This is a genomic window from Antrihabitans stalactiti (assembly GCF_012932915.1).
Taxonomy (GTDB): domain Bacteria; phylum Actinomycetota; class Actinomycetes; order Mycobacteriales; family Mycobacteriaceae; genus Antrihabitans; species Antrihabitans stalactiti.
The window spans coordinates 187,571-212,065 of record NZ_VCQU01000010.1; the positions used below are offsets into that span (position 1 = coordinate 187,571).

The following is a 24,495-nucleotide window of genomic DNA, read 5'->3' on the forward strand; positions in this document are numbered from 1 at the left end:
GTGCAAACGATCGATGCGGTGCTCTTCGACTACGGCGGCGTACTTACTAGTCCGGTGAAGCACTCGATCGCCGCCTGGCTGGCCGCCGATGCGATCGAGCCCGAGTCGTTTTCGCGCACGTTGCGGGCGTGGCTGTCGCGCGACGTCGCGGACGGTACGCCGGTCCATCGGCTGGAGACCGGTGAGCTGACCATCCCTGACTTCGAAGCACTGCTTGCCGCCGAGCTGCGGACGGTCGACGGCCGCGCAGTGACGCCGGACGGGATGCTCCGCCGGCTGTTCGCCGGCATGCGCGCCGATTCGGCGATGTTCGAACTGGCCGAGGACCTGCGCGAAGCCGGTCTCGCGGTCGGCCTGCTCTCCAACAGCTGGGGTAATACCTACCCGCGCGCACAGATCGACGAACTGTTCGATCCGGTCGTGATCTCCGGCGAGGTGGGACTGCGCAAACCGCACGCCGCCATCTACGAACTGGCAGTCGACAAACTCGGCGTGCCCGCCGACCGGGTGCTGTTCATCGACGACGCCGAGCCCAACGTGCTCGGCGCGCGGGCAGTAGGCCTGCAGGCGCTGTTGCATCTCGACCATCCGTCGACCCGTGCCGCCGTGGCCGAGTTGGCGCCCCACCTCAAACCCCACCCCACAGGAGTCACCGCATGACCGTCACAACGACCCGGACCTCCATCGTGACCGGAGCGGCACGCGGCATCGGCGCCGGCGTCGCGCAGCGCCTGGCCGCCGACGGTTTGGCCGTCGCCGTCCTCGACCTCGACGAGGTCGCCTGCAAGGCCGTCGTAGCGGAGATCGAGGCCGCGGGGGGCCGGGCACTCGCGGTCGGCGCCGACGTCGCCGACGAAGACGCGGTCCGCGCCGCGGTCGAGCGGGTTGCCGCCGAGCTTGGCGAGCCGACCGTGCTGGTCAACAACGCCGGCGTCATCCGCGACAACCTGCTCTTCAAGATGACCGCGACCGAGTGGGACACGGTGATGAACGTGCACCTGCGTGGTGCTTTCCTCATGACCCGTGCGGTGCAGGGCTACATGACCAAGGCGAACTGGGGTCGCATCGTGAACCTGTCGAGCACCTCCGCGCTCGGCAACCGCGGCCAGGCCAACTACGCCGCAGCCAAGGCCGGGATCCAGGGCTTCACCAAGACGGTGGCGGTCGAGCTCGGCAAGTACGGCGTGACCGCCAACGCCATCGCGCCCGGGTTCATCGAGACCGAGATGACCATGGCCACCGCGCAGCGGATGGGCGTGTCGTTCGACGACTTCAAAGCCGTCGTGATCAAGGACATCCCGGTCGGGCGCGGCGGCCGACCGGCCGACGTCGCGCACGCTGTGTCGTTCTTCGCCAGCGAGGGCGCAGGCTTCGTGTCCGGTCAGGTGCTCTACCTCGCGGGAGGGCCGAAGGCATGAGGGTCTTCAACGGCATCGCCGAGCTTGAAGAGGCCGTCGGCACGCACCTCGGTCACTCCGAGTGGCACACGATCGACCAAGACCAGATCGACGCCTTCGCGGCGGCAACAGGTGACCGTCAGTGGATCCACGTAGACCCGGAGAAGGCGGCCGCGGGGCCGTTCGGATCGACCGTCGCGCACGGCTTTCTCACGCTGAGCCTGGTGCCGATGCTCACCTGGCAGGTTTACACGATCGAGGGCGTCACGATGGCCGTGAACTACGGCGCAGACAAGCTCCGCTTTCCCGCACCGGTGCCGGTCGGGTCGCGCGTCCGAGCGGGCGTGGACCTGACTTCGGTCACGCCGAACACGGCCGGCTACCAAGTCGGCCTCCGGGTGACGATCGAGCGCGACGGCGGCGACAAGCCGGCCTGCGTCGTCGACATGCTCGCGGTCGTGGTGCCGTGATGACGACCGGAGAAGCGACCCCGGGCCTCGACCTGGACCTCGACGTGCTCGGCCGGTGGTTCGCCGCCCATATCCCTGGGGCGGGCGACGAAATACGTGCGACCCTGATCGCGGGCGGGAGGTCCAACCTGACGTATGTCGTGACCGACGGCTCGCACGAGTGGATCGTCCGGCGGCCGCCGCTCGGTCATGTGCTCGCGACCGCCCACGACATGGCCCGCGAGCACCGTGTCATGTCGGCGCTTCAAAGCACTGGGGTGCCGGTCCCGCGGACCTTCGCCATGTGCACCGATTCCGCGGTGCTGGGCGCGGACTTCTACGTCATGGAGCGGTGCGCCGGTACGCCGTATCGGACCGCGGCCGAGCTCGAACTGCTCGGCCCCGAGCGGACCCGCACGATCTCCGAACGCCTCGTGGATACGCTCGCCGTACTGCACGCGGTCGAGCCGACGTCGGTCGGTCTCGGGGACTTCGGCCGCCCGCAGGGGTTCCTCGGTCGCCAGGTCGGACGCTGGAAGAAGCAGCTCGACGCGTCGCACACCAGGGATCTGCCCGCCGCCGACGAGCTCCACCGAAAGCTTGCGCAGTCGGTGCCGGCCGAGTCTGCCGCCGGCATCGTGCACGGAGACTTCCGGCTCGACAACGTCTTGATCGACGACGCCGACCAGGTGACCGCCGTCCTGGACTGGGAGATGGCTACCCTCGGCGACCCGCTGACCGACCTCGCGCTGATGCTCGTCTACTTCCGTCTCGATGCAGATGAGGGCAGCAACGTGGCGACTGCGCCCGGCTTCCTCGACGAGCGCGCAGTCATCGAGCGGTACTCGCGCGGCAGCGACCGTGACCTTTCCGGTTTCGGCTTCTACCTCGGCCTTGCGGCGTTCAAGCTCGCCGCGATCCTCGAGGGCATCCACTACCGCTATCTGCACGGCCAGACCGTCGGCGACGGCTTCGACCGGATCGGCGAGACGGTCCACCCGCTGCTGGACGCGGGCCTGACCGCAGTGAAGGAGTACGACTGATGGCCGCCGACGCATTACTACTGTCGCGACGCGACCTCGAGTTCCTGCTGTACGAATGGCTCGACATCGAGACACTAACCACCCGTGGACGTTTCAAGGAACATTCACGCGACACCTTCGACGCGGTACTCGCCCTGAGCGCCGACATCGCCACGAAGCATTTCGCCCCTCACAACAAAACCGCGGACGCAACCGAGCCCACGGTAGGCCCTGACGGGAAGGTCATCACCATCCCGGAAACCAAGAAGGCCCTGGAGGTGTTCGCGCGGGCCGGACTGTTTGCCGGTTCATTCGACGAAGACCTCGGCGGAATGCAGCTCCCGACGTCGGTCATGCGCGCGTCGATCGCCTGGTTCCAAGCAGCGAACGCCGGAACCACCGGGTACCCCTTCTTGACAGTCGCGAACGCGAATCTGCTGGTAGCGCACGCCAGCCAGGAGCAGATCGACGCGTTCGTCCGCCCCATGCTCGAGGGACGCTTCTTCGGCACCATGTGCCTTTCGGAACCGCAGGCCGGATCGTCCCTCGCCGATATCAGCACAAAGGCCATCGAGCAAGAGGACGGAAGCTACCGGTTGAGCGGGACGAAGATGTGGATTTCGGGCGGAGACCATGAGATCAGCGACAACATCGTGCACCTCGTTTTGGCCAAAATCCCTGGCGGACCCTCCGGTGTCAAGGGCATTTCACTCTTCATTGTGCCCAAGTACCTTCTCGACGATGCAGGCAATCCGGACGAACGCAACGATGTGGCACTGGTCGGACTCAACCACAAGATGGGCAATCGCGGCATCACGAACGCCCTGCTGAATTTCGGTGACGGCAGCTTCATGCCCGGCGGCCGCGCCGGTGCCGTCGGATACCTCGTCGGACTGCCGCACCGTGGGTTGTCGTACATGTTCCACATGATGAACGAGGCCCGTATCGGTGTCGGATTTCTGGCCACCGCGCTCGGCTACGCCGGCTTCCTGCAATCAGTGGAGTATGCGCAAACCCGCACCCAGGGACGAAGCCAAGCTGCGACCGGTCGCACCGACAAACAGATTCCGATCATCGACCACGCCGACGTCAAACGGATGTTGCTCGCCCAAAAATCCTATGTCGAAGGCGCTTTGGCACTCGGGCTGTACTGCTCGAAACTTGTCGACGAGCACGACACTGCCGAGGACCCGCAGATTCGGGACTATAAGACCCTGCTGCTCGACGTCCTCACCCCCATTGCGAAGAGCTGGCCGTCGCAGTGGTGCCTGCGAGCGAACGACCTCGCCATCCAAGTCCTCGGTGGCTACGGATACACCCGGGACTACGACGTCGAACAGTTCTATCGGGACAACCGGCTCAACCCGATCCACGAGGGCACACACGGCATCCAAGGTCTCGACCTGCTCGGACGCAAGATGTCCATGCAGGATGGCGCCGGTCTTGAGGCGCTCGTCTCGACGATTCAGTCCACTGTCGACCGAGCGCGGCACACCGGTGGTGAAGCATCGGAACTGGCCAAGCGTCTCGACGAGGCCACCGAGCAGGTTCGGGATGTCACCAGATCGCTGGTCCAGGCCCCGGATCGGGCGGAGGCACTCGCGAATTCCTCGATCTATCTCGAAGCGGTGGGCCATGTTGTCCTCGCGTGGATCTGGCTCGAGCAATTCCTAGTGGCAGCACAGAAGGAGGGCGATTTCTACGCCGGAAAGCGCCAAGCTGCCCGCTACTTCTTCCGGTACGAGCTACCCGCGACGGTGCCGCAGTTCGCCCTCCTGGCAACTCGAGATCGAACGACGCTCGATATGAATCCGGCCTGGTTCCATGTCACGTAAAGCCAACGTCGACGCAATGCGTTCCCCGCTGGACGGAACCCTCGAGCTCAAGGTGGAGGCGCAGTGATCGTCGGCGTGCTCCAGGAAGCGCGTGCGGGCGAGACGCGGGTGGCGGCGACGCCGACGACCGTCGCCGCGCTGCAGAAGCTCGGCTACGAAGTGGTGATCCAGTCCGGTGCCGGCGAGCCGGCCGGCTTTACCGACGACGCGTACGCCGGTTCGGGCGCCGAGCTGGGCGACGCGCTGGCGGCGGACATCGTCATCGGCGTGAACGCGCCGACTCTCGCCCAGCGTGACCGCCTGAAGCCGGGTGCCACGCTGATCGCGATGCTCAACCCGCGGCTGGATGCGGAGATCGTCGCGGACCTGTCGCAGCGCCCGATCACGGCGCTGTCGATGGACGCCGTGCCGCGGATCTCACGCGCACAGTCGATGGACGTGCTGTCCTCCATGGCAAACGTCGCCGGATACCGCGCCGTCGTGGAGGCCGCCCACGAGTTCGGCCGGATGTTCACCGGCCAGGTCACCGCGGCCGGCAAGATCCCGCCCGCGCGCGTCTTCGTCGTCGGTGCCGGCGTCGCCGGACTCGCCGCAATCGGTGCCGCCTCCGCCATGGGCGCGATCGTGCGTGCTTTCGACGTACGCCCCGAAGTCGCCGAGCAAGTCGCGTCGATGGGCGCGGAGTTCGTGAAGGTCGACTTCGACGCCGAGGTCAGCTCCGACGGTTACGCCAAGGAAATGACTTCCGAGCAGGAGGTCGCCACCGCGGCGCTGTACGACGCCGAGGCGCGTGCGGCCGACATCGTCATCACCACAGCGCTCATCCCGGGTCGTCCGGCTCCGAAGCTGATCACCGAGGAGACCATTGCCGCAATGAGCAACGGCTCGGTGATTGTCGACATGGCAGCGGCCAACGGCGGCAACGCCGCATTGACACGGACCGGCGAGCGCGTTGTCACCGACAACGGTGTACGAATCCTCGGCTACACGGATCTAGCAGGCCGACTCGCCGCCCAGGCGTCGCAGTTGTACGGCACCAACATCGTCAACCTGCTCAAGCTGCTCACGCCGGACAGGAACGGCGAGCTCGTTCTCGACTTCGAGGATGTCGTGCAGCGCGGCATCACCGTTGTGCGAGACGGTGAGTCGACCTGGCCACCGCCGCCCGTGCAGGTCTCGGCCGTACCGCAGGCATCGGCCGCGACGACCGGCCCTGCCGCCGAGCCGAAGGCGCCGATGAGCCCGGGTAAGCGGCTCGGTGTGGTCTCTGCAGCGGCTGCGGTTCTGTTTCTGCTGGTCGGCCTCGCACCGGGGCAGCTCCAGCTGAATCTGACTGTGTTCGCGCTGGCGATCGTGATCGGGTACTACGTGATCGGGCACGTGCACCACGCGTTGCACACCCCGCTCATGTCGGTGACCAATGCGATCTCCGGGATCATCGTCGTCGGCGCTCTGCTGCAGATCGGCAGCGGAGGCACCGTAGTCACGATCATCTCGTTCGTGGCAGTGCTGCTGGCCAGCATCAACATCTTCGGCGGGTTCGCGGTCACGCGGCGCATGCTCGCCATGTTCACCAGGAGCTGACCGGCACATGAATACAACTTCTGTATCGGTTGCGGCCTATCTCGTGGCAGCGCTGCTCTTCGTGCTTACACTCGCGGGGCTCTCTCGCCACGAGTCCGCCAAACTTGGCAACTACTTCGGCATCCTCGGAATGACCGTCGCGCTGGTCGCGACCAGCGCGTTGGCCTTCGATGGCGGTGTCGACAGCCTCGGAACTGTTCTGCTGGTGGTTGCAGTGATCCTCGGCGCCGCAATCGGCATCACCCTGTCCCGCCGTGTCGAGATGACGGGCATGCCCGAACTGATCGCCTTGCTGCACAGTTTCGTCGGTCTGGCCGCCGTGCTCGTCGGCTGGAACGGCTTCCTGCACGTCGAGAACAATGCTCACGGCCACGAGGCGGCTGTGCTCGAGGCGGGCGGCCTGCTCGGCATCCACAGTGCCGAGATCTTCATCGGCGTGTTTATCGGCGCGGTCACCTTCACAGGCTCGATCGTCGCCAATCTCAAGCTCTCGGCGAAGATGAAGTCCGCCCCGCTGGTGTTGCCGGGCAAGAACGTGATCAACGTCGGCACTCTGGTTGCCTTCGCGGCCCTGACCGTGTGGTTTGTCGTCGAGCCGCAGCTGTGGTTGTTGATCGTCGTCACCATCGTCGCGCTCGCTCTCGGCTGGCACCTCGTGGCATCCATCGGTGGCGGCGACATGCCGGTCGTCGTCTCCATGCTCAACAGCTACTCGGGCTGGGCCGCGGCGGCTTCCGGGTTCCTGCTCAACAACAACCTGCTGATCATCGTCGGCGCACTGGTCGGCTCTTCCGGTGCCTACCTGTCCTACATCATGTGCAAGGCGATGAACCGCTCCTTCATATCCGTCATCGCCGGCGGTTTCGGCGCGGTCGGACCGTCGTTGGACGTCGATTACGGTGAGCACCGCGAGATTCAGGCCGATGCGGTGGCGGAATTGCTCTCCGACGCGCAGTCGATTGTCATCACGCCCGGCTACGGCATGGCGGTCGCTCAGGCTCAATACGCGGTTGCTGATCTGACTACCAAGCTGCGGGCCAAGGGTATCGACGTCCGCTTCGGCATCCATCCGGTCGCCGGGCGGCTTCCCGGCCACATGAACGTTCTGCTTGCAGAGGCCAAAGTGCCCTACGACATCGTGCTGGAGATGGACGAAATCAACGACGACCTGCCGAGCACCGACGTCGTTCTTGTGATCGGTGCCAACGACACGGTTAACCCGGCCGCGGCCGAGGACCCTAGTTCCCCGATTGCCGGAATGCCGGTGCTCGAGGTGTGGAATGCCAAGGACGTCATCGTGTTCAAGCGTTCGATGGCCACCGGTTATGCCGGAGTACAGAACCCATTGTTCTTCCGGGACAACAGCCAGATGCTGTTCGGCGATGCGAAGCAACGAGTCGACGACATCCTCGCCGTCTTGTGACCATTTTGTCGACGCGTTCTACTCATCGTGAACTTTGCACAGCTCGGATTGGAAAATAATGTTCAGGACGCTATTCGACGATGATCATAAGGCTTTCGAAGGTTCAGTACGTTCATTTCTCGAACGTTATATCGAACCACGGCATGAAAAAATCGTCGAGCAACGATTCATCGATCGAGATATTTGGCTCGAAGCTGGAAAAGCAGATTTCCTCGGATTGGAGGTGCCGGAGGAGTACGGGGGAAGTGAGGCGTCGGACTACCGCTTCAATACGGTTCTCACCGAGCAACTCGCCAGATCGACTGCAGCGCTTGCGTCGTCGTTCAGTATTCACTATGACGTCGTGGCACCGTACTTGGTGGATCTAGGCACCGCTGAGCAAAAGCAACGGTGGCTTCCGAAATTCTGTTCGGGAGAATTGCTCACCGCCATAGCAATGACCGAGCCTTCAGGTGGATCGGATCTTGCGGCACTGAGGACAACAGCGAAACCGGACGGTTCCGACTGGATATTGAACGGCGCCAAGACCTTCATCACCAATGGCTTCAACGCCGACCTCGTTGTTGTCGCTGCATCGACGTCGCCGGAAAGAGGCGCCAAAGGAATAACCCTGTTCGGCGTCGAGGCGGGAACGCCAGGTTTCGAACGTGGCCGCAAGCTAGATAAGGTCGGCCAGCCCGAAGCGGACACCGCCGAACTCTTCTTCACCGACGTCCGCATACCAGCGGCCAACGTGATAGGCGAGATTGATCGCGGTTTCATACACATGATGTCGATGTTGCCCCAGGAACGCATCGGCGCAGCAGTATCCAATCTCGCGCATGCGCGCCAGATTTTCGAGGAAACACTCGATTACGTAAGTCAGCGACGAGCCTTCGGCCAACCGATCGGGTCATTTCAGTACAACAAGTTCACTCTCGCTGAACTTACAACCACCATCGACGTCACCCAAAGTTACGTCGACGCCGCGGTACAGGCGCACAGAGTCGGTGAACTCACGGCGGTCGACGCCGCGAAAGCGAAATGGTGGACGGCGGAAATACAAAACAAAATTCTGGACACCTGCCTACAACTGCATGGCGGCTACGGATATATGAACGAGTACCGAGTTGCACAGGCATGGAAAGACGCCCGGGTCACCAAGATCTGGGCCGGATCCAACGAAATCATGAAAGAGATCATCGGCCGCGACCTCGGTCTCTGACGTCACGGAACTGTTTCTGGGGGAGCGAGTCCGGGAACTTGGCGGGTTTGTACATGTAGTCGACGTCAAGTGCATGCGAGCGTGGAGTCACACCTTCTACAGGGGTGAGTTCTGGTTTTGACGGTAAAGAAAACGCTCTACCGGACGAGGAAGGTTAGGCACCACATGCAGGCCACCAGCACCACCACTACTGCTGCCGCTGACGAGGCGTTCGATCGTGCGCTGCACGCGCAGACAGTGTGTGAGGCTTTCCAGATCACCGCGTCCGCCCGGGCGGAGCAGGTTGCTGTACGGACTCCCGATGGCAGCGTGTCGCTGACCTACGGCGCCCTCGCCGAGCGGGTGCGGCGGGTCGCGGCTGGTCTCGCGGCGCTGGGCGTCGAGCGCGGGGACACAGTGGGCATCATGCTCACGAACCGGCCGGAGTTCCACATTGTGGACCTTGCTGTCATGCACTTGGGTGCCGTCGCGTTCTCCGTCTACAACACGTCGGCGCAGGGGCAGATCGAGTACGTCTTCGCCGATGCCGGCAACAGAATCGTCATCACCGAACGGGCGTTCCTCGAGCGCCTCACGGCTGTGCGCGAGGCCGGAACGCCGATCGATCGCATCGTGGTTGTCGACGGCGAGTCGGACGGCGTACTCAGCCTCGATCAGGTGGAGACGCTCGGCGACGCACAGTTCGACTTCGAGGCAACCTGGTCGGCAGTCGCGCCCGACGACCTCCTCACGTTGATCTACACCTCCGGCACGACCGGCTCACCCAAGGGTGTGGAACTCGAGCACGGCAACATGATGAGCAAGATCCGCGGCCTACAGCAGGCGTTGCCCGTCACGCCGGGCGGCCGCACTGTCTCGTTCCTGCCCGCGGCGCATATCGGTGATCGTTGGAGCGGACACTATTCGCCGCTGGGGGTCTGGGGCTTCACCGTCACGTCGTGTGCGGACCCGCGCAACGTGATGGAGGTCGTGCAGCAGGTTCGCCCGACGGTGTTCCTGCCAGTGCCGCGCATGTGGGAGAAGGCGAAGGCGGGCCTGGAGGCAGAGATCGCAACGGAGCCCGGCGCCCGCGGCACGCTGATGCGCTGGGCAATCGACACCGGGATGAAGAACTTCCGCGCCGTACAGGCGGGCCAGCCCGCGAGCCCGATTCGTCAGCTACAGGCAAAGGTCGCCAAGGCGTTCGTCGGCTCGAAGATCCGCCGCAAGCTCGGAGTGGAGCAGGCCGAGTGGTTCCTCACCGGAGCGGCGCCCACGCCTCGCGACGTGTTCGAGTTCTTCGCGGCCGCGGGGATCCCAATCTGCGAGATCTGGGCCATGAGTGAGACGTCTTGCGTCATGACCGTCAACCCGCAAGACCGCATACGAGTGGGCACGGTGGGACTACCGATCCCAGGCCTAGAGGTCAAGATAGCTGACGACGGAGAGTTGCTCGTGCGTGGCGCGACGGTCATGAGGGGCTATCGCAACAAGCCCGAACAGACCGCCGAGGCAATCGATTCCGCGGGGTGGCTGCATACCGGTGACATCGGGACGATCGATGACGAGGGTTACGTGCGGCTGGTCGACCGCAAGAAGGAGATCATCATCAACTCGGCCGGCAAGAACATGTCACCGGCCAACATCGAGACCTGGCTGAAGTCTTCCAGCCCCTTGATTGGCCAGGCGGTGTGTATCGGCGATGGCCGACCGTACAACGTTGCGCTGATTACGCTCGATCCCGATGGCGCCGCCGGGAGGTCGGTGGACGACCCCGTCACGATCGACGAGGTCGCGGCCGGTGTGGAACGTGCGAACGCTCAGCTGTCACGCGTCGAGCAGATCAAGAAGTTCAAGGTAGTCGCCGAGGAGTGGCTGCCGGGGAGCGAGGTACTCACGCCCACGATGAAGGTCAAGCGCAGGAGCATCGACGTCAAGTACGCCGAGGAGATCGCGGAGCTCTACGCCCAGTAGCCACAGCCATGGCAGACGAGTCGACACCGACCGGCATCGGCCACGTCACGCACAGTCGAGTGAGAAGATGGCGGACCATGACGGAGACCAGAGAGGTGGCGGCTACCTCGCGAGCAGAGGCGACCCGGGCCCGCCTGATGGTGGCTGCGATCGCCGCCTTCGCGGAGAAAGGTTTCCACGGCACGACGACCCGCGACATCGCCGCCGCGGCCGGTATGAGCCCAGCCGCGCTCTATGTGCACCACCGGTCGAAAGAGGAGTTGCTGTACATGATCTCTCGCGCCGGTCATGAGCGGACGCTCACACTGGTGCGGAATGCCATCGCGGTCGGCGGCACCCCGGCCGAGAAATTGCGCCGCGTGGTCCACGATTTTGCGGTCCATCACGCGGAGCGGCATACGGAGTCGCGGATCGTCAACTACGAGCTCGCAGCGCTCAGCCCTGTACACCTCGTGGAGATCCGCAAAATCAGGAGGGAGATCGACGCCGAAGTCCGCGAACTGGTCGAGTCCGGTGTCGCGAGCGGTGATTTCGAAACGCCGCACGCCCGCGTGTCCTCCGTCGCCCTGCTCTCGCTCGGCATCGACCTGGCTCGCTGGTATCGCGAGGAGGGTGCGTGGAAGCCTAAAGACATTGCCGACCGGTACGCAGACATGGCCCTGCGGATCGTCGGCGCCCAGCATCTCTAACTTCAACGCGCGTTCGAAGCCAAGGTCGTGCTGCCTTGTTCGACCCGGAATCGTTGACCGCGTCAGAGTCGGGTCGCCACGGGGGACGCGCTCGCGGCGAGTACTGTGAAGGCCACGTCAGCCTGGTCTGCCACGTCAGTGAGCCGCGTTGTCGACGCGACAATACGCGGGGAACGTGACCGGCCTGGCCGTTGCTGAGACTGTGCGAGTGGAGTGGGTCATGGCAGTACGGTCTGAGAAGAGACCGTCCGGTGTTCCAGCAGAGATGACCAGTTTCGTCGGCCGCCGGACGGAGGCTGCCGAGGTACGGACACTCCTATCGGCTGCGCGGCTGGTGAGTCTCGTCGGCGTAGGTGGCGTCGGTAAGACACGGCTAGCGCTGCGGGTGGCAAGCGACGTCCGCCGCGCCTTCGCAGACGGGGTCTGCCTGGTCGAACTGGCAGCCTTGAAGGATGCAGCACTATTGCCGCACACCGTGTTGAATTCACTCGAGTTGCTGGAGCAATCCACGAGGCCTCCCACAACCGTCCTGTCGGACTATCTACGCGGTCGGCAGATGCTCCTGATCATCGACAATTGCGAGCACTTGCTGCAGGCTGTCGCCGACCTCACTGACCTTCTACTCAAGATGGCACCGGAACTGAAGATTCTCATTACCAGCCGGCAAGCCCTCCGGATCACCGGCGAGCACATTTATCTTGTCCCGCCTCTCCCAATCCCAGACCCGAAAGCTCCGTATACACCCGGCACGGCTACCGGCTCTCCCGCAGTTTCTCTTTTCGCGGACCGAGCCTCGTCGGTAGTGCCCGGTTTCACCATCAATCCCGCCAACGAAGCGGCGGTCATTCGCCTTTGTCACAGGCTGGAAGGCATCCCGCTCGCAATAGAGCTGGCCGCGGTCAGGCTGCGCGTGCTGGACGTCTCAGACCTTGCCAACCGGCTCGACAGCAGGTTCGAGTTACTTCTTGCTGGGAGCAGGAGTGCACCGAAACGGCACCAGACCTTGAAAGCACTGATCGACTGGAGCTACGACCTCTGTACCGCGCGCGAGCAGGAATTGTGGGCGCGTGCGGCAGTCTTCGCAAACGGCTTCGGGCTCCCTGCCCTCGAAGCCGTCTGTGCCGACGAACAAATTCCCTTCGAGACCGTCCTCGACACGGTTGCCGACTTGACCGAAAAGTCGATCTTCGTGCGCGAGGAGCATGGGGGACGCGTCCGTTTCCGCATGCTCGAGACCATTCGGGAGTACGGGCACGCTCGGTTGCGTGAGAGCGGATCCGAACCGGTGTTTCGCCGCCGTCATAGAGACTGGTGCCTCCAACTGGTGGAGCACGCCGCCGCCGAATGGTTCGGCCCGCGGCAGGAGGACTGGGCGAGTGTTCTTCAGCACGAGCACGCGAACCTGCGTGGCGCACTCGAATACTCCCTCACGGAGGCAGGCGAGAGCGTCGTCGCCCTTCGTTTAGCTAGCCTTCCTTGGTTCATGTGGATCGCTCTCGGATTCATGACCGAGGGTCGGCACTGGATCGAACGAGCCCTCGACGCAGACAAGACGCCCAGCCATGACCGTGCCTGGGCCTTGGCAACCTGCGGTTACATCGCAACCCTCCAGGGGGATACGGAAGCCAAAGCGCTTCTAGGGGAGGCTCATCGGCTTGCGGTCGAACTTGATGACGATGCCGCTCGCGCCTACGCGAAGCACTTGCTCGGAATGCAGGGCAACTTCACTGGCGATCTCGCAGCCGGGATTCCACTTTTCATCGAAGCCCTGGAAGGCTACGCCGCCGTCGACGTATCCCAGGACTACCCCAACTCAGTTCGCATTCCACTTGCTCTCACGTACCTGCTGTTGGGCGAGTTGGACAAGGCCTCGGCCGTGGTCGACGAACTCGATCGGCTGTGCGACGGGGCAGGCGAACGCTGGCTCCGCTCGTATGCGAAATGTGTCCGCGCCTTCCTCGACTTACTGAGTGGCCGACAAACGCAAGCAGAGATCCTTCTGCTTGATGCACTGAGAAGCCGGCAGCCCTTCCACGACAACTTCTTTCGTGCGATGGCGTTGGACTTCCTTGGCTGGGTCACCGTTGCGAAGGGTGACTGCACACGCGCAGCGGTGATTCTGGGCGTCGCCAATACTCACTGGGAGACTGTCGGTGCGCCGTTGTTCGGATCAATCCAACTCCAGGCCGGGCGCCGACAATTCGAGGCCACCGCCAGAAAGGCGATCGGTAACGACGCGTTCGACAGTGCGTTCAATCGCGGACGCGAACTAGACGGAAACGCTGCGATGGCATTCGCCTTGCGCGAACCCCTCGGCGAGCGGCAACAGGCCGGCGCGGGCCGTTCCGAACCGGCGCCAGACCCCAACGCGCTTACCCGGCGCCAGCGTGAGGTCGCCGAACTGGTGACGGACGGATTGACAAACGGTGAGATCGCCGCACGGCTCTTCATTTCGCCGCGCACCGCCGAAGGACATGTGGAACACATCCTGACCAAGCTGGGCTTCACGTCCCGTGCGCAGATCGTGAGCTGGTTGGCACCGCAGCGTTTCGCATCGACCAACGACGCCCACTGACCCTGACCGCTCAAGGGGTCCGTGAGTGGGTGATGCGTGTGGGCCCCGAACAGGTACCTACAGACGTATATACCCGCGTGCGTCGCAGCAAGCGCAGCGTCATGCTCGACCCAGAGCGCATTGTGATTCGGCCCACGCATCTGCCCGTTGAATAAAGGAGCACCTTCATGCCCGCTATGGCAGCTGTTCGACCCGAAGGAGTGGCTACAACCTTGACGGCGTTGTACTCCGTCGACCAGGCCGTCGGACGGCAGCAACTGTTGGACGAGCGCGAAGAGCTGTGGGAACAGGCAATGCGAGAACGGTTGTGCCCGATGGAGATCCGGCTCTCACGCGAGGACTGTGGGCCCGGGAAGGTGCAGTCGGCCGACCTGGCGGACCTGCTGTTGACGGACTGGGACTGCCCGGCGATGGACGGATACCTGCCAAGAAATGCGAACGGAGAGCTGGACCGCGACGTCGTCGTGGTGATGGCGGGATACGGCGGTGAGGAACGTCAGTCGTTCGGCGGTACCGACACGCTATTCGGCCAGGGAGCGCTTCTCATCACAAGCGGTGAGGGGGTGGGCAGAGGCAGCTTCAGCGTGCGGCGGAGTCTGCGAAAGCGAACGCTGGTGCTTCCTGGTCCCGCTCTGAGGGCCGCGGGAAGCGGCCTCAAGATGCCCAAGTCACTCGCCCTGGGGCCAGATCGTCCCTTGGTCAACATCTTCCACACCTTCCTGGACCAGGTGTGGACCGGACTTCCCAACATGATTGCCGCTGAAAGAGAAGCGACACGGACGGCGGTGATCGCGCTGATCGCGGGCATCATTCGATCGGAGGGGGTCGACGTCAACGACCAGTCCACTCTCCCGGCGCTCCGGGCGCAGTTGGATAAATCGATCGCAGAGCGACTGAGGCAAGGACCCATCCGCCTCGAAGATTTGGCGGCCGATCACTGTGTCTCTACCCGCACCATCTACCGGGCTTTCGCACTCACCGGTGACACCATGAAGTCGGTCGTCCGCGCGCAGCGGCTTGCCGCGGTACGCCAAGACCTGCTCGATACCAACCTGACGATCGAGAGGATCGCCCACCGTTGGCATTACTACGACGCGAGCCACCTCGGCCGAGAGTTTCGTGAGGTCTTCGGGCTCTCAGCCGGCGAGTACCGCCAGAGCTACGCCAGCGGCTCGGGCGGGTCGATCCGATCGACGATCGACCACTGCGCGCTCGGAGCGTCCTAGCCACGCTGGGCAGGAGACTCGGGACGCGGTAGCGCCGTCGACAAGGCGGGCCGGGTCCAGGTCACCCAGATCACGAACTGCTCGGGGCGGCCACTAGTTCCGCGTATGAATCAAGAACGCTGTCGACACAGACGGCCGACAGCACGCGCAAGCAGGCCTCGGCTCTACCGCCGCAGCGCGATGCGCGGAGCTCTTCTCGCCACCTGTCGGGGTGAGGAACGTATGTGGCGGGTCAGAGTCGTTCCGATCCTTCAGCAGCCGGTGTGCGGTCCGCCGTGTGCGCGGCAGTCGTCGAAAGACGGGCTTTCACTCGTTCGTCGCGGCGTGCGGCAGGGCTGTTGTTGGGTTGGCTAGCTAGATGCTCGGCCGTCGACCGAGCGAAGTCTGCAGCTACTTGTTTTTGCGATGCACGTATACGGACCCGTGAATATACGGATGTGCCGGCGAGCCGACATTGCGAAGGTTGGTAGTGCAACCAACAGAAACGGCCGGGCCTCGAGTGGCATCGGTGATCGGAGGGCTAGGCCCGGCATGAACGTCTTGATCGAAATGACCGCCCTGTCAATCAGCCGTTCCGCCAGCTGTGCTGACTCCGAGCAGCTTGCGGCGTGGTTCGAGGCGAAGGCGCGCCTTCACGAGCACCTGGCTGTCGAAAGCGCTGCCGACAGGGCACGCGAAAGCGCGTTAGCCGTTGAGGCGCACGAACATTCATTGCGTTTGCTCCGCGGCCGCGCGATTGCGTGAACGCGAAGGAAGCTGTCCGCTTCGCGATGACGCGCCAATGTTGCTCAGCTCGGCGAAAACCGACGCTGACGCCAAGCTCGGTTCACCCCGGGTGTTCTATCTCCGGGGTGAACCGCCACCAAGAGTGTTCTTTGATTCGATGGCGTCATACGTCGCCCGCGGGGTCGCGATGCCGGTGCGTGAGGATGTCGTAAGCGCGGTGACATCTGGGCGGTCACTCGACGGAAATGTCAGTGAGAACGACAGCGCGGCAATCGGTTCGGCGTTCACCTCGGGCGTGCACGCTTCGCTCTGGATCATTGCTGCGGCATTCGGGGTGGGGGCGGTGGCGACGGTGGCGTTCGTACGCAACCGGCCACACACGGCAATAGGACCGACTTCGTCGGCGTCGACGCGTGTCGGCGATAGTCGACGCAGTTCTACCGATCTTGCGATTCCAGCGCGCGCTGTTGTGCCACCCAGGTCGCGATCTGAGTGCGGGAGTTGAACCCAAATTTCGCGAAGATGTGCTCGACGTGGACGTCGACCGTACGTCGGGAGATGACCAGCTTGGCTGCCACGTCCTTGTTCGACATTCCCTGAGCCACCAGGTTCGCGACCTCGCGCTCTCGAGCTGTGAGCACGCTGTCGACCTGGCGGGGCTCGATCGAGGATGCGCGGCGCTCCCGAAGTGCGAAGGTCACCATGTCTTCCACCATGAGTTGGCCGCCGCGCGCAAACGCGGTGTCGAAGCGAGCGTTGCCCATCGCCTGGCGAGCCACGCCTTCGAAGTGCTCGCGCCGCGCGAGGAGGTATTTCGCTCCGAACAGCGGGACGCCAACGGTCTGCCAGACCTGGTCCGATGCGCCGAGGAGCACCGCGGCTCGTTCGCAGTCGCCGCTCGCAGCGGCTGTCCAGGCGAGAGCGTCCAGGATGAAGGCCAAGCCCAGACTGTCCTGGGTGAACCGTTTGAGCTGGAGCGCCTCGCGCAAGTTGGCTTCGGCCCGCTCGAGCTCGCCCTGCAGAAGACTCAACACCCCCTTCGCCCACATGGTGTAGGACAACAGCCATCGTTCCCCGGCCTGCTTGCATTGCTCGCACGTCTCCTCGACCATGGCGGCGGCTCTGTCGAGCTCGCCGCAATCCATGTAGGCCATGGTCAGTGCAGGCCGCAGGCTGTTGGGGTAGTCGGCGGGCACGTCGACGCGCCCATATCGCTCAAGCGCTTCAACCAACAGTGGAATCGCAGCGCTCGGGTCGGTACCCAGTTCGCGTAGTCCGAGCATGTGGGTTGCGTAAGCCAGGCCCTTTGGGTCGCCCAGTCGGCGCGCAAGATCGTGGACGGCGTCGGTCAGGGCAGTCGCAGCAGCCTCATCGCCCTGGAAGACAGCGATGTCAGCGGCGGTGCCCAGCGCCCAGACCCGATCTAGACTCGGTTCTTGATCCATTGCCAAGGCCCGATCAAGCCACAGGCGGCCTTCGGTCATGAAGCCGAGCGCAACCCAGAGAAACCAGGGCAAGCCGACCATACGCAGTCCGACGCGTACCTCCTCTGGCCGCGCGAGGCAGAACTCGAGCGCCGCGCGCACGTTCGGATGCTCCACACGGAGCAGGGCCGCCCAGTCCTCCTGCGAGGGACCGAACCACTCGGCGGCAGCCTTTTCGATCAGCCGCCAATACCAATCTCTGTGCGTGCGCTGCACTTTCGCTTCGGAGCCGTACTCTCGTAGGCGGGCCTGGCCGTACTCCCGGATAGTCTCCAACATGCGGAACCTGACACGCCCGCCATGCTCGCCTCGGATCAGGATCGACTTGTCGGTGAGCCCGGCGACCGTGTCGAGAATGACCTCTTCGGCAAGAGACTCGTCCGCGCAGACAGCCGCGAGCGCGTCGAAACCGAACCCGCCAGCGAACACTGATGCGCGCGCCCACAAGGTCTGCTCCGCCGGAGTGCACAGCTCGTAGCTCCAGTCGATGAGTGCCCGAAGCGTCTGATGCCGCTCCGGCAAGTTGCGACTACCTTCCCGGAGCAGTTCGAACCGACTATCCAGCCGATCCGCAAGCTCCTCTACCGTGAGTACGCGCAACCTGACCGCTGCCAATTCGATCGCCAACGGGATCCCCTCCAGCCGCTGGCAGAGCCTGATGACCGCCTGTTCGTTGTCAGGGTTGATCTCGAAGCCGGGAACCACCGCAGCAGCCCGAGCCGCGAACAGGTTGACGGCCGCGAATTGCGTTGCCACACCAGGAGCGAGACGCACATCTAGATCCGGCACAGGCAGCGTTGGAACCGGGTACACGTGCTCGCCCGCGATCATCAGCGCCTGCCTGCTCGTGGCCAATATTCGCAGTTTCGGCGCCGCCCGAAGTAGCCGGTCCACCAGGGTCGCGGTTTCCACGAGCATGTGCTCGCAGTTGTCGAGGACCAACAAGGTGTGCCGGGAGCGCAAATAGTCGGCGAGGACCGACGCAGCATTCGCCGACTGCTCGCGAATTCCGAGTGCGTCTATCACAGTGTGGGGGAGCAGGTCCGGGTCCTTCAAGGATGCCAGCTCGACCAGGCAAACCCCATCCGGGAACGCTCGCCGAAGATCATGGGCCACTCGCAGCGCGAGCCTGGTCTTACCGACCCCGCCCACGCCGGTCAGAGTTACGAGCCGGTCGGCGGAGAGGAGCTGCCGGACCGCGCCTGCCTCGGATCGACGGCCCACGAAGCTCGTCAGATCCGCGGGCAGGTTGTCCGACTGCTTGGCCGACCGTGACGTCATTGTGCAGCCACCCTAGCCCTCGCGCCCTCGACGGGGGAATGGGTCGGCGTGGAACCCGAATAGGTAATGAGATACGTGATTCACACAATGCCCCCGATGGCGGTCCACAAGCAGGCTGTACAGGCACACCAACGTAGTCGACTGCTCAGGGAGGCCCCGATGACCGTGACCGCAGCCACCGAAATCGATGTTCTCGACTTCGTGGCGGCCGGGTCCGAGGACCGCTGGGAGACTGCGGTCCGCAGTGGCTCGGGGCCCACGACGGTGCCACACGGCACGAGGCGGGGCAATGCCATCCGCTTGCATGCGCGCGAGATCGGCGACCTCCAACTGGCGGACTGGGACTGCCCACCCCTGCACAACGTGCTGTCGCTCGGCAACGCTCGTGACGCCGAGCGCGAGGTCGTCGTGGTCGTCGCAGGTGAACGGCGCGAGGAGCGGCCTTCTTTCGGCGTCCCGGTACAGAAGCGGGTCAGGAAAATAACACTGACCCTGCCGCGCGCCGCGCTTCTGGCAGCTGGCTGCGACGCGAACGTTCCTGGCTGCCTCATGCTCGAGCAGGACCGGCCGCTGGTCGGCGTCTTGTTTACGGTCCTCGACCAGGTCTCGAGCGGGCTACCAGCAATGCATCCCTCGGAGATCGAGGCGACCCGCCGGGCGCTGGTCGCACTGACTGCCGGCATCATCCGCGCAGAGACCGGTTCAGTCACCAGTCGATCGGCTTTGGCTGCTTTGCGCGCACAGATTGACAACTGGATCACTCGAAATCTTCGTAGCGGTCCGATCCATATCGAGGATCTCGCTGCAACCCACAACGTTTCGACACGAACCATTCACCGGGCCTTCTCGCTGACTGGGGACACCATGAGCGCGGTAGTGCGTGCACGGCGTATGGCCGCGGTGCGCGAGGAGCTAGTGAACTCCAACATGACGATCGCGACCATCGCCAACCGATGGTGCTATTACGACGCCAGCCATCTTCGCCGGGAGTTCCACCGCTGCTACGGCGTCTCACCGAGCGAGTACCGGGAAAGCCACGGCTGCTGATGACCGTTCCGACCAGCAACGCGTGAAGAAGGGTGCAGATATGGATATCGGAATGGACGCGACTTTGGAGTTGAGTTCGATCGGACCTGGGGACGTCGCTTGGTCGCCGTCGGCAGAACGGATCGCCAGCGCCCGGATCAGCGACTTCATCGACTGGCTTCAAGCCACTGGCCGCTTCGAAGCGACCTCCTACCAGGCCTTGTGGGACTGGTCGGTGACCAGTTCGGAGGAATTCTGGGCGTCGTTGAAGGAATACTTCGGGGTCCGCATGACCGGCGTCGGCCCGGTGCTGGCAACACGGGAGATGCCCTTTGCCGAATGGTTTCCCGGCAGGCGGCTCAATTATGTGGACACAGTGCTCAGCCACGCCCAGTCGTCGCGCCCGGCGATCATCGACGATTCCGAACCGGGGGGTCCTGGGCCGCGGACGATTTCCTGGACCGAACTCGCCCGCCAGGTGTCCGCGCTGTCGAGCTGGCTGCGCGACCGGGGCGTCGGTGAGGGCGACTGTGTGGTCGGCTACCTCCCCAACGTTGCCGAGGCGGTAATCGCCTTCCTCGCCACCGCGAGCGTCGGAGCGACCTGGTCGTGCTGCGGACAGGACTATCAACCCGAAGCCGTGATCGACCGCCTCGGACAGCTGGGACCAGTGGTTCTCGTTATGGCCGACGGCTACCGCTTCGGCGGGCGTGAGGTCGACCGGCTCGCGGCGCTGCCAGCGCTCCAGGCTGGGATGCCGACGCTGCGGGAGGTGCTTGTGGTCGGTCGACTTCACGCTGGTACGAGCCTTCCCGCAGGCACCACGCCGTGGGTGGATGCAGTCAGTGGGGATGGGGTCGCAATGACTCCCGCGCACGTGCGTTTCGACCACCCACTCTGGGTCCTGTTCTCCTCGGGTACGACCGGGAAGCCGAAGGGGTTTGTTCACGGACACGGCGGAATCGTGCTCGAGCACCTGAAAGCATTGGCTCTTCATCTCGACCTAGGGCCGTCGGATACGTACCTGTGGTACACCTCGCCGAGCTGGATGGTCTGGAATTCCCTCGTGAGCGGACTGCTCGTCGGCGCCACGATCGTTTGCTATGACGGAAGCCCGTCGCACCCGACCGACGACGCGCTGTGGGCTCTCGCAGCCCGGCACGAGGTCACCGTCCTGGGTACTAGCCCGGCCTACCTCCAGGCCTGTGCCCGAGCAGGCCGATCGCCCGGCGCCGACCACGATCTGCATCGGCTCAGAGTCATCGGGGCCACCGGCTCGGTTGTGCCTCCGGAGCAGCACTCCTGGGTCGCCGATCACGTCGGACGCGACGTGCCGCTCGCGTCGGTGACAGGGGGCACCGATGTCGCCAGCGGATTCGCGGGCTTCGTGCCGATCCTGCCGGTGCGGGCCGGGGAGATCACATCCGCGTACCTGGGCGTGGCCCTTGACTCCTGGGGCGCCGACGGCCGAAGCCTCCGTGACACAGTGGGGGAGCTGGTGGTCACCCAGCCGATGCCGTCCATGCCGACCCGATTCTGGGACGACGGCGACGGGGTCCGGTACCGCGAGGCCTATTTCGAGAGTTACCCCGGCGTTTGGCGGCACGGTGACTGGATCACCATCACTGAACGGAACACCGTGATCGTCCACGGACGCTCTGATTCCACGCTGAACCGTAACGGTGTCCGATTCGGAACCGCCGACATCTATCGCGTCGTCGAGGAACTCCCAGAGGTGGAGGAAGCCCTCGTCATCGGCGCGGAGCAGGAGAACGGTGAGTACTGGATGCCGCTGTTCGTCGCGCTGTCCGATCACGCCGATCTCGATGACGCGCTCCGCGAACGCATTTTGCGGCGGATCCGCGAGGCGGTCTCGTCCCGAGTCGTGCCGGACGACGTGATCGTCGTCAGGGCGATCCCGCACACCCGAACTGGCAAGAAGCTCGAAGTCCCGGTCAAGCGAATCCTGCAAGGGAACGACGTCGCCGCGGTCGCCGAAGCACGGTCGATCGACGACCCGTCCCTGCTGGAGACCTTTGCCCGATACGCAGCCACTCGTGCTGCCGCCCCACCCGCATGCCCAAGACCGAAACACCCAACCTGGAGGTACATCATGAATACCGATATCCGCCCGCCGGCAACTGCCGCCTCGCCGATCCGAGCGACCGTGTACGTCGGTCGCTGGCCCGAGATCCCCGCAGGCGACTTTCCTGAGATTCCCCGCGGCAAGTTCTCACCTACCACCGCGACACTCGTCAGCGGTCCGACCGAAGCTGTGCTCATCGACGCCCAGTACTTGAAGGATGACGTCCGGGACCTGGGGGACCTGATCGAGCGCACGGGGAAGCGACTCACGACGATCTACGTGACGCACGCCCACGCCGATCACTACCTGGGAATCGGTCCTCTGATGGAGCGGTTTCCGGACGCGAAGTGCGTTGCGCTGCCCCACGTGGTCGAAGCCATGAAGGAATCCATGGAAATGCAGCGACAGCAGTGGGGGATGCTGTTCGGCGACGCCTGCGTCGTCAGTGATTCGCTCCCTGACCCGATCGACGACACAACGCTCTACGTCGACGGCTCGCCCCTCAACATCGTCGAGGTGAAGCAGGCCGACATCCATCCCACGACGATCGTGCACATCCCACAGATCGATGTCGTCGTTGCCGGTGACTCGATCTACAACGAGATCCACCCGATGCTCGGTCTGTCGACGCCAGAGGAATGGCAAGACTGGCTCGAGACTGTGGACCTGGTGGAGAAGCTGGCACCTAAGGTGATCGTCGCCGGCCACCGCCGGCCCGACGGCGACGACCACGCCGTCGAGTCCATGATCGCCGAAACACGTGCCTACATCCATGATTTCGCGGCCGCCTACGAGGTTGCAAACGATGCTGAGGACCTGGTGCGCATCATGTCGGCGAAGTACCCGGGGCATGGAAACCTCTGGACCTTGCAATTCTCGGCCATGAGCGCGATCCAACTACGAGACGCAGGTACTACCGCGGCGGACGTTCTGCCGCAAGGCTCGAGCGCGTAGCGGACAAGTGGAAGTAGCCGGCCCAGGACCGATTTCGATCACCAGTGGCGAGATCGGTAGGGACTGACCCCGCAAGCTCGGTTCACCCCGGATGACTGTCCTCCGGGGTGAACCGCAATCAGAGTCCCCCACTGTTGGCGGCCGGAGTAGGCGCTCGAGCCCTGAGCCGCATCTACCGGACTTTCATGGGGCCGGGGTGAAAGTAATCCATAAGGCGACATCTGTGCGGCACGCACTTTCGGCGGAGCGTAAGGGTGTCGACGCGATCAGCATCGATGGCTTCGAGTGTGCTGGCCATCCGGGCGAGGATGACGTGCCCGGACTGGTCCTCATTCCAGCGGCGGTGCGCGCACTCTCGGTCCCCGTCATTGCCAGCGGCGGCATCGCCACAGGTGAAGGACTCGCCGCCGCATTGGCCCTTGGTGCCGATGCCGTCAACATGGGGACCCGTTTCATGGCGACCACTGAAGCTCCGATTCATCCGAACGTGAAGGCGCAGATCGTGGCGAATACGGAGCGGGACACGGTCGTGGTGTTTCGTCAGTTCAAGAACAGCGCGCGAGTGGCGAAGAACTCCGTATCTGAGCGAGTCGCGGAAATCGGCAGCCGTCCTGGCGCAACCTTCGCCGATGTCGCAGCACTCGCATCAGGTGTCCGTGGCAGGGCCAAGGTGTTGGACCAGGGTGACATGGAGGACGGCATGTGGTGGGCAGGCCAGACGCAAGGGCTCATTCACGAAGTCGACCCGGTGGATGACGTCGTTGGGAAGATCATCGCCGATGCTCGACGGGCTGTCGCCCGTGTGTCGGGCCTCGTCGGGTGACGGGGAGCCGGGCGTGAAGCTATCGGGCAAAGTCGCGATCGTGACCGGTGGCGGCGGAGGTATCGGGGCAGCCCTTGCTGCCGGACTCGCGCAGCAGGGCGCTCACGTCGTGGTCGCGGATCTCGATCCCGTGCGCACTGGCCAGGTCGCTGCCGCGGTGGGCGGAATCGCGGTGGCCGGGGATGCGTCCCGGGTCGAGGTGCTGAAAGAGATCATCGCTACCGCCGAGACCAACTTCGGTCCAGTGGACCTGTTCTTCGCCAACGCCGGACACCCGAATTGCCGCCGGGCCGTACTCAATCACCAAGCACGCTGCCGTCGGCTTCAGCGAGTGGCTGTCGGTCACCTACGGAGACCAGGGGGTCCGGGTGAGCTGCATCTGCCCGATGGGGGTCAACACCGCCATCCACCACAACGCGCTCGCCGCAGACGACGAGGCGTCGCAGCTCGGGGCGAACGTCGTGGCCAAGGCCGCCAGGGTGCTGGAGCCCCAGAACGTCGCCGCCATCACTCTGGCGGCGATCGAGGAGGAGACCTTCTTGGTCCTCCCGCATCCCGAGGTGCTCGAGTACTACCGGCGCAAGGGATCTGACTACGACCGTTGGCTCGCCGGGATGCGGCTCTGCGCGGTGAGATCTTCGGCGATGGCGACAGGGCAGGCCGGATCCAGGTCGCCAATGCAGATATTTCGTTGTGTGGCAATGATATTCAGGGGATGAACGCCGCAGGGACATTCGAGGGAACCGCCAACGCAGACA

16 protein-coding genes and 3 pseudogenes are annotated in these 24,495 nt (G+C 64.2%); 18 read left to right on the plus strand and 1 reads right to left on the minus strand.

All coding sequences use genetic code 11. The annotated features are described in order from the left end of the window. From FGL95_RS33015 to FGL95_RS25450, 13 genes are all read left to right on the plus strand, one after another. A complete protein-coding gene (locus tag FGL95_RS33015; RefSeq protein ID WP_169592527.1) occupies window positions 1-660 on the plus strand; it encodes an HAD-IA family hydrolase in 660 nt (219 codons plus the stop codon). Beyond that, window positions 657-1,418, plus strand: coding sequence for an SDR family oxidoreductase (locus FGL95_RS25395; RefSeq protein ID WP_169592530.1), 762 nt, complete (start codon window positions 657-659; stop codon window positions 1,416-1,418). Before FGL95_RS33015 ends, FGL95_RS25395 begins: the two co-directional genes overlap by 4 nt. Further along, on the plus strand, window positions 1,415-1,867 hold the full coding sequence (locus FGL95_RS25400; protein ID WP_169592532.1) for a MaoC family dehydratase: 453 nt from the start codon (window positions 1,415-1,417) through the stop codon (window positions 1,865-1,867). The genes FGL95_RS25395 and FGL95_RS25400 overlap by 4 nt, the downstream gene beginning before the upstream one ends. Further along, complete coding sequence (locus FGL95_RS25405) at window positions 1,867-2,889, plus strand: phosphotransferase family protein (RefSeq protein WP_169592535.1); 1,023 nt, start codon at window positions 1,867-1,869, stop codon at window positions 2,887-2,889. Before FGL95_RS25400 ends, FGL95_RS25405 begins: the two co-directional genes overlap by 1 nt. After that, a complete protein-coding gene (locus tag FGL95_RS25410; protein ID WP_169592537.1) occupies window positions 2,889-4,703 on the plus strand; it encodes an acyl-CoA dehydrogenase in 1,815 nt (604 codons plus the stop codon). Before FGL95_RS25405 ends, FGL95_RS25410 begins: the two co-directional genes overlap by 1 nt. A 63-nt stretch (window positions 4,704-4,766) precedes the next feature. Then, entirely contained in the window at window positions 4,767-6,287 is a 1,521-nt protein-coding gene (locus FGL95_RS25415; protein WP_169592540.1) for a Re/Si-specific NAD(P)(+) transhydrogenase subunit alpha, read from the plus strand. A 7-nt stretch (window positions 6,288-6,294) separates the two neighbouring features. Continuing rightward, complete coding sequence (gene pntB, locus FGL95_RS25420) at window positions 6,295-7,710, plus strand: Re/Si-specific NAD(P)(+) transhydrogenase subunit beta (protein ID WP_169592541.1); 1,416 nt, start codon at window positions 6,295-6,297, stop codon at window positions 7,708-7,710. Between the two features lie 58 nt (window positions 7,711-7,768). Continuing rightward, the gene (locus tag FGL95_RS25425) at window positions 7,769-8,914 is read left to right on the plus strand and encodes an acyl-CoA dehydrogenase family protein (RefSeq protein ID WP_169592544.1); all 1,146 of its coding nucleotides are present in this window, start codon (window positions 7,769-7,771) and stop codon (window positions 8,912-8,914) included. Between the two features lie 165 nt (window positions 8,915-9,079). Then, window positions 9,080-10,867, plus strand: a complete 1,788-nt coding sequence (locus FGL95_RS25430) for an AMP-dependent synthetase/ligase (protein ID WP_169592546.1) — start codon at window positions 9,080-9,082, stop codon at window positions 10,865-10,867. Window positions 10,868-10,944: 77 nt separating this feature from the next. Beyond that, window positions 10,945-11,556, plus strand: coding sequence for a TetR/AcrR family transcriptional regulator (locus FGL95_RS25435; RefSeq protein WP_169592548.1), 612 nt, complete (start codon window positions 10,945-10,947; stop codon window positions 11,554-11,556). 220 nt (window positions 11,557-11,776) lie between these two features. Next, window positions 11,777-14,131: an ATP-binding protein gene (locus FGL95_RS25440; protein WP_169592550.1), complete on the plus strand. Its 2,355-nt coding sequence runs from the start codon at window positions 11,777-11,779 to the stop codon at window positions 14,129-14,131. Window positions 14,132-14,298: 167 nt separating this feature from the next. After that, a complete protein-coding gene (locus FGL95_RS25445) occupies window positions 14,299-15,357 on the plus strand; it encodes an AraC family transcriptional regulator (RefSeq protein ID WP_169592552.1) in 1,059 nt (352 codons plus the stop codon). Between the two features lie 531 nt (window positions 15,358-15,888). Continuing rightward, complete coding sequence (locus FGL95_RS25450; RefSeq protein WP_169592555.1) at window positions 15,889-16,101, plus strand: hypothetical protein; 213 nt, start codon at window positions 15,889-15,891, stop codon at window positions 16,099-16,101. Between the two features lie 419 nt (window positions 16,102-16,520). On the opposite strand, the gene FGL95_RS25455 is transcribed toward FGL95_RS25450, so the two are convergent. Next, window positions 16,521-18,848, minus strand: a complete 2,328-nt coding sequence (locus tag FGL95_RS25455) for an ATP-binding protein (RefSeq protein ID WP_169592558.1) — start codon at window positions 18,846-18,848, stop codon at window positions 16,521-16,523. 159 nt (window positions 18,849-19,007) lie between these two features. Here FGL95_RS25455 and FGL95_RS25460 point away from each other — a divergent pair, with 159 nt between their 5' ends. From FGL95_RS25460 to FGL95_RS25480, 5 genes and pseudogenes are all read left to right on the plus strand, one after another. After that, window positions 19,008-19,895: an AraC family transcriptional regulator gene (locus FGL95_RS25460; RefSeq protein WP_169592559.1), complete on the plus strand. Its 888-nt coding sequence runs from the start codon at window positions 19,008-19,010 to the stop codon at window positions 19,893-19,895. Window positions 19,896-19,935: 40 nt separating this feature from the next. Further along, window positions 19,936-21,948: pseudogene (locus FGL95_RS25465) on the plus strand (acetoacetate--CoA ligase); the annotation flags it as partial. 39 nt (window positions 21,949-21,987) lie between these two features. After that, window positions 21,988-22,914: an MBL fold metallo-hydrolase gene (locus FGL95_RS32490; protein ID WP_169592708.1), complete on the plus strand. Its 927-nt coding sequence runs from the start codon at window positions 21,988-21,990 to the stop codon at window positions 22,912-22,914. Window positions 22,915-23,068: 154 nt separating this feature from the next. Continuing rightward, window positions 23,069-23,737 (plus strand): annotated as a pseudogene (locus tag FGL95_RS25475) (NAD(P)H-dependent flavin oxidoreductase); the annotation flags it as partial. Between the two features lie 13 nt (window positions 23,738-23,750). Further along, window positions 23,751-24,456, plus strand: a pseudogene (locus tag FGL95_RS25480) (SDR family NAD(P)-dependent oxidoreductase). The last annotated feature ends 39 nt before the right edge of the window (window positions 24,457-24,495 follow it).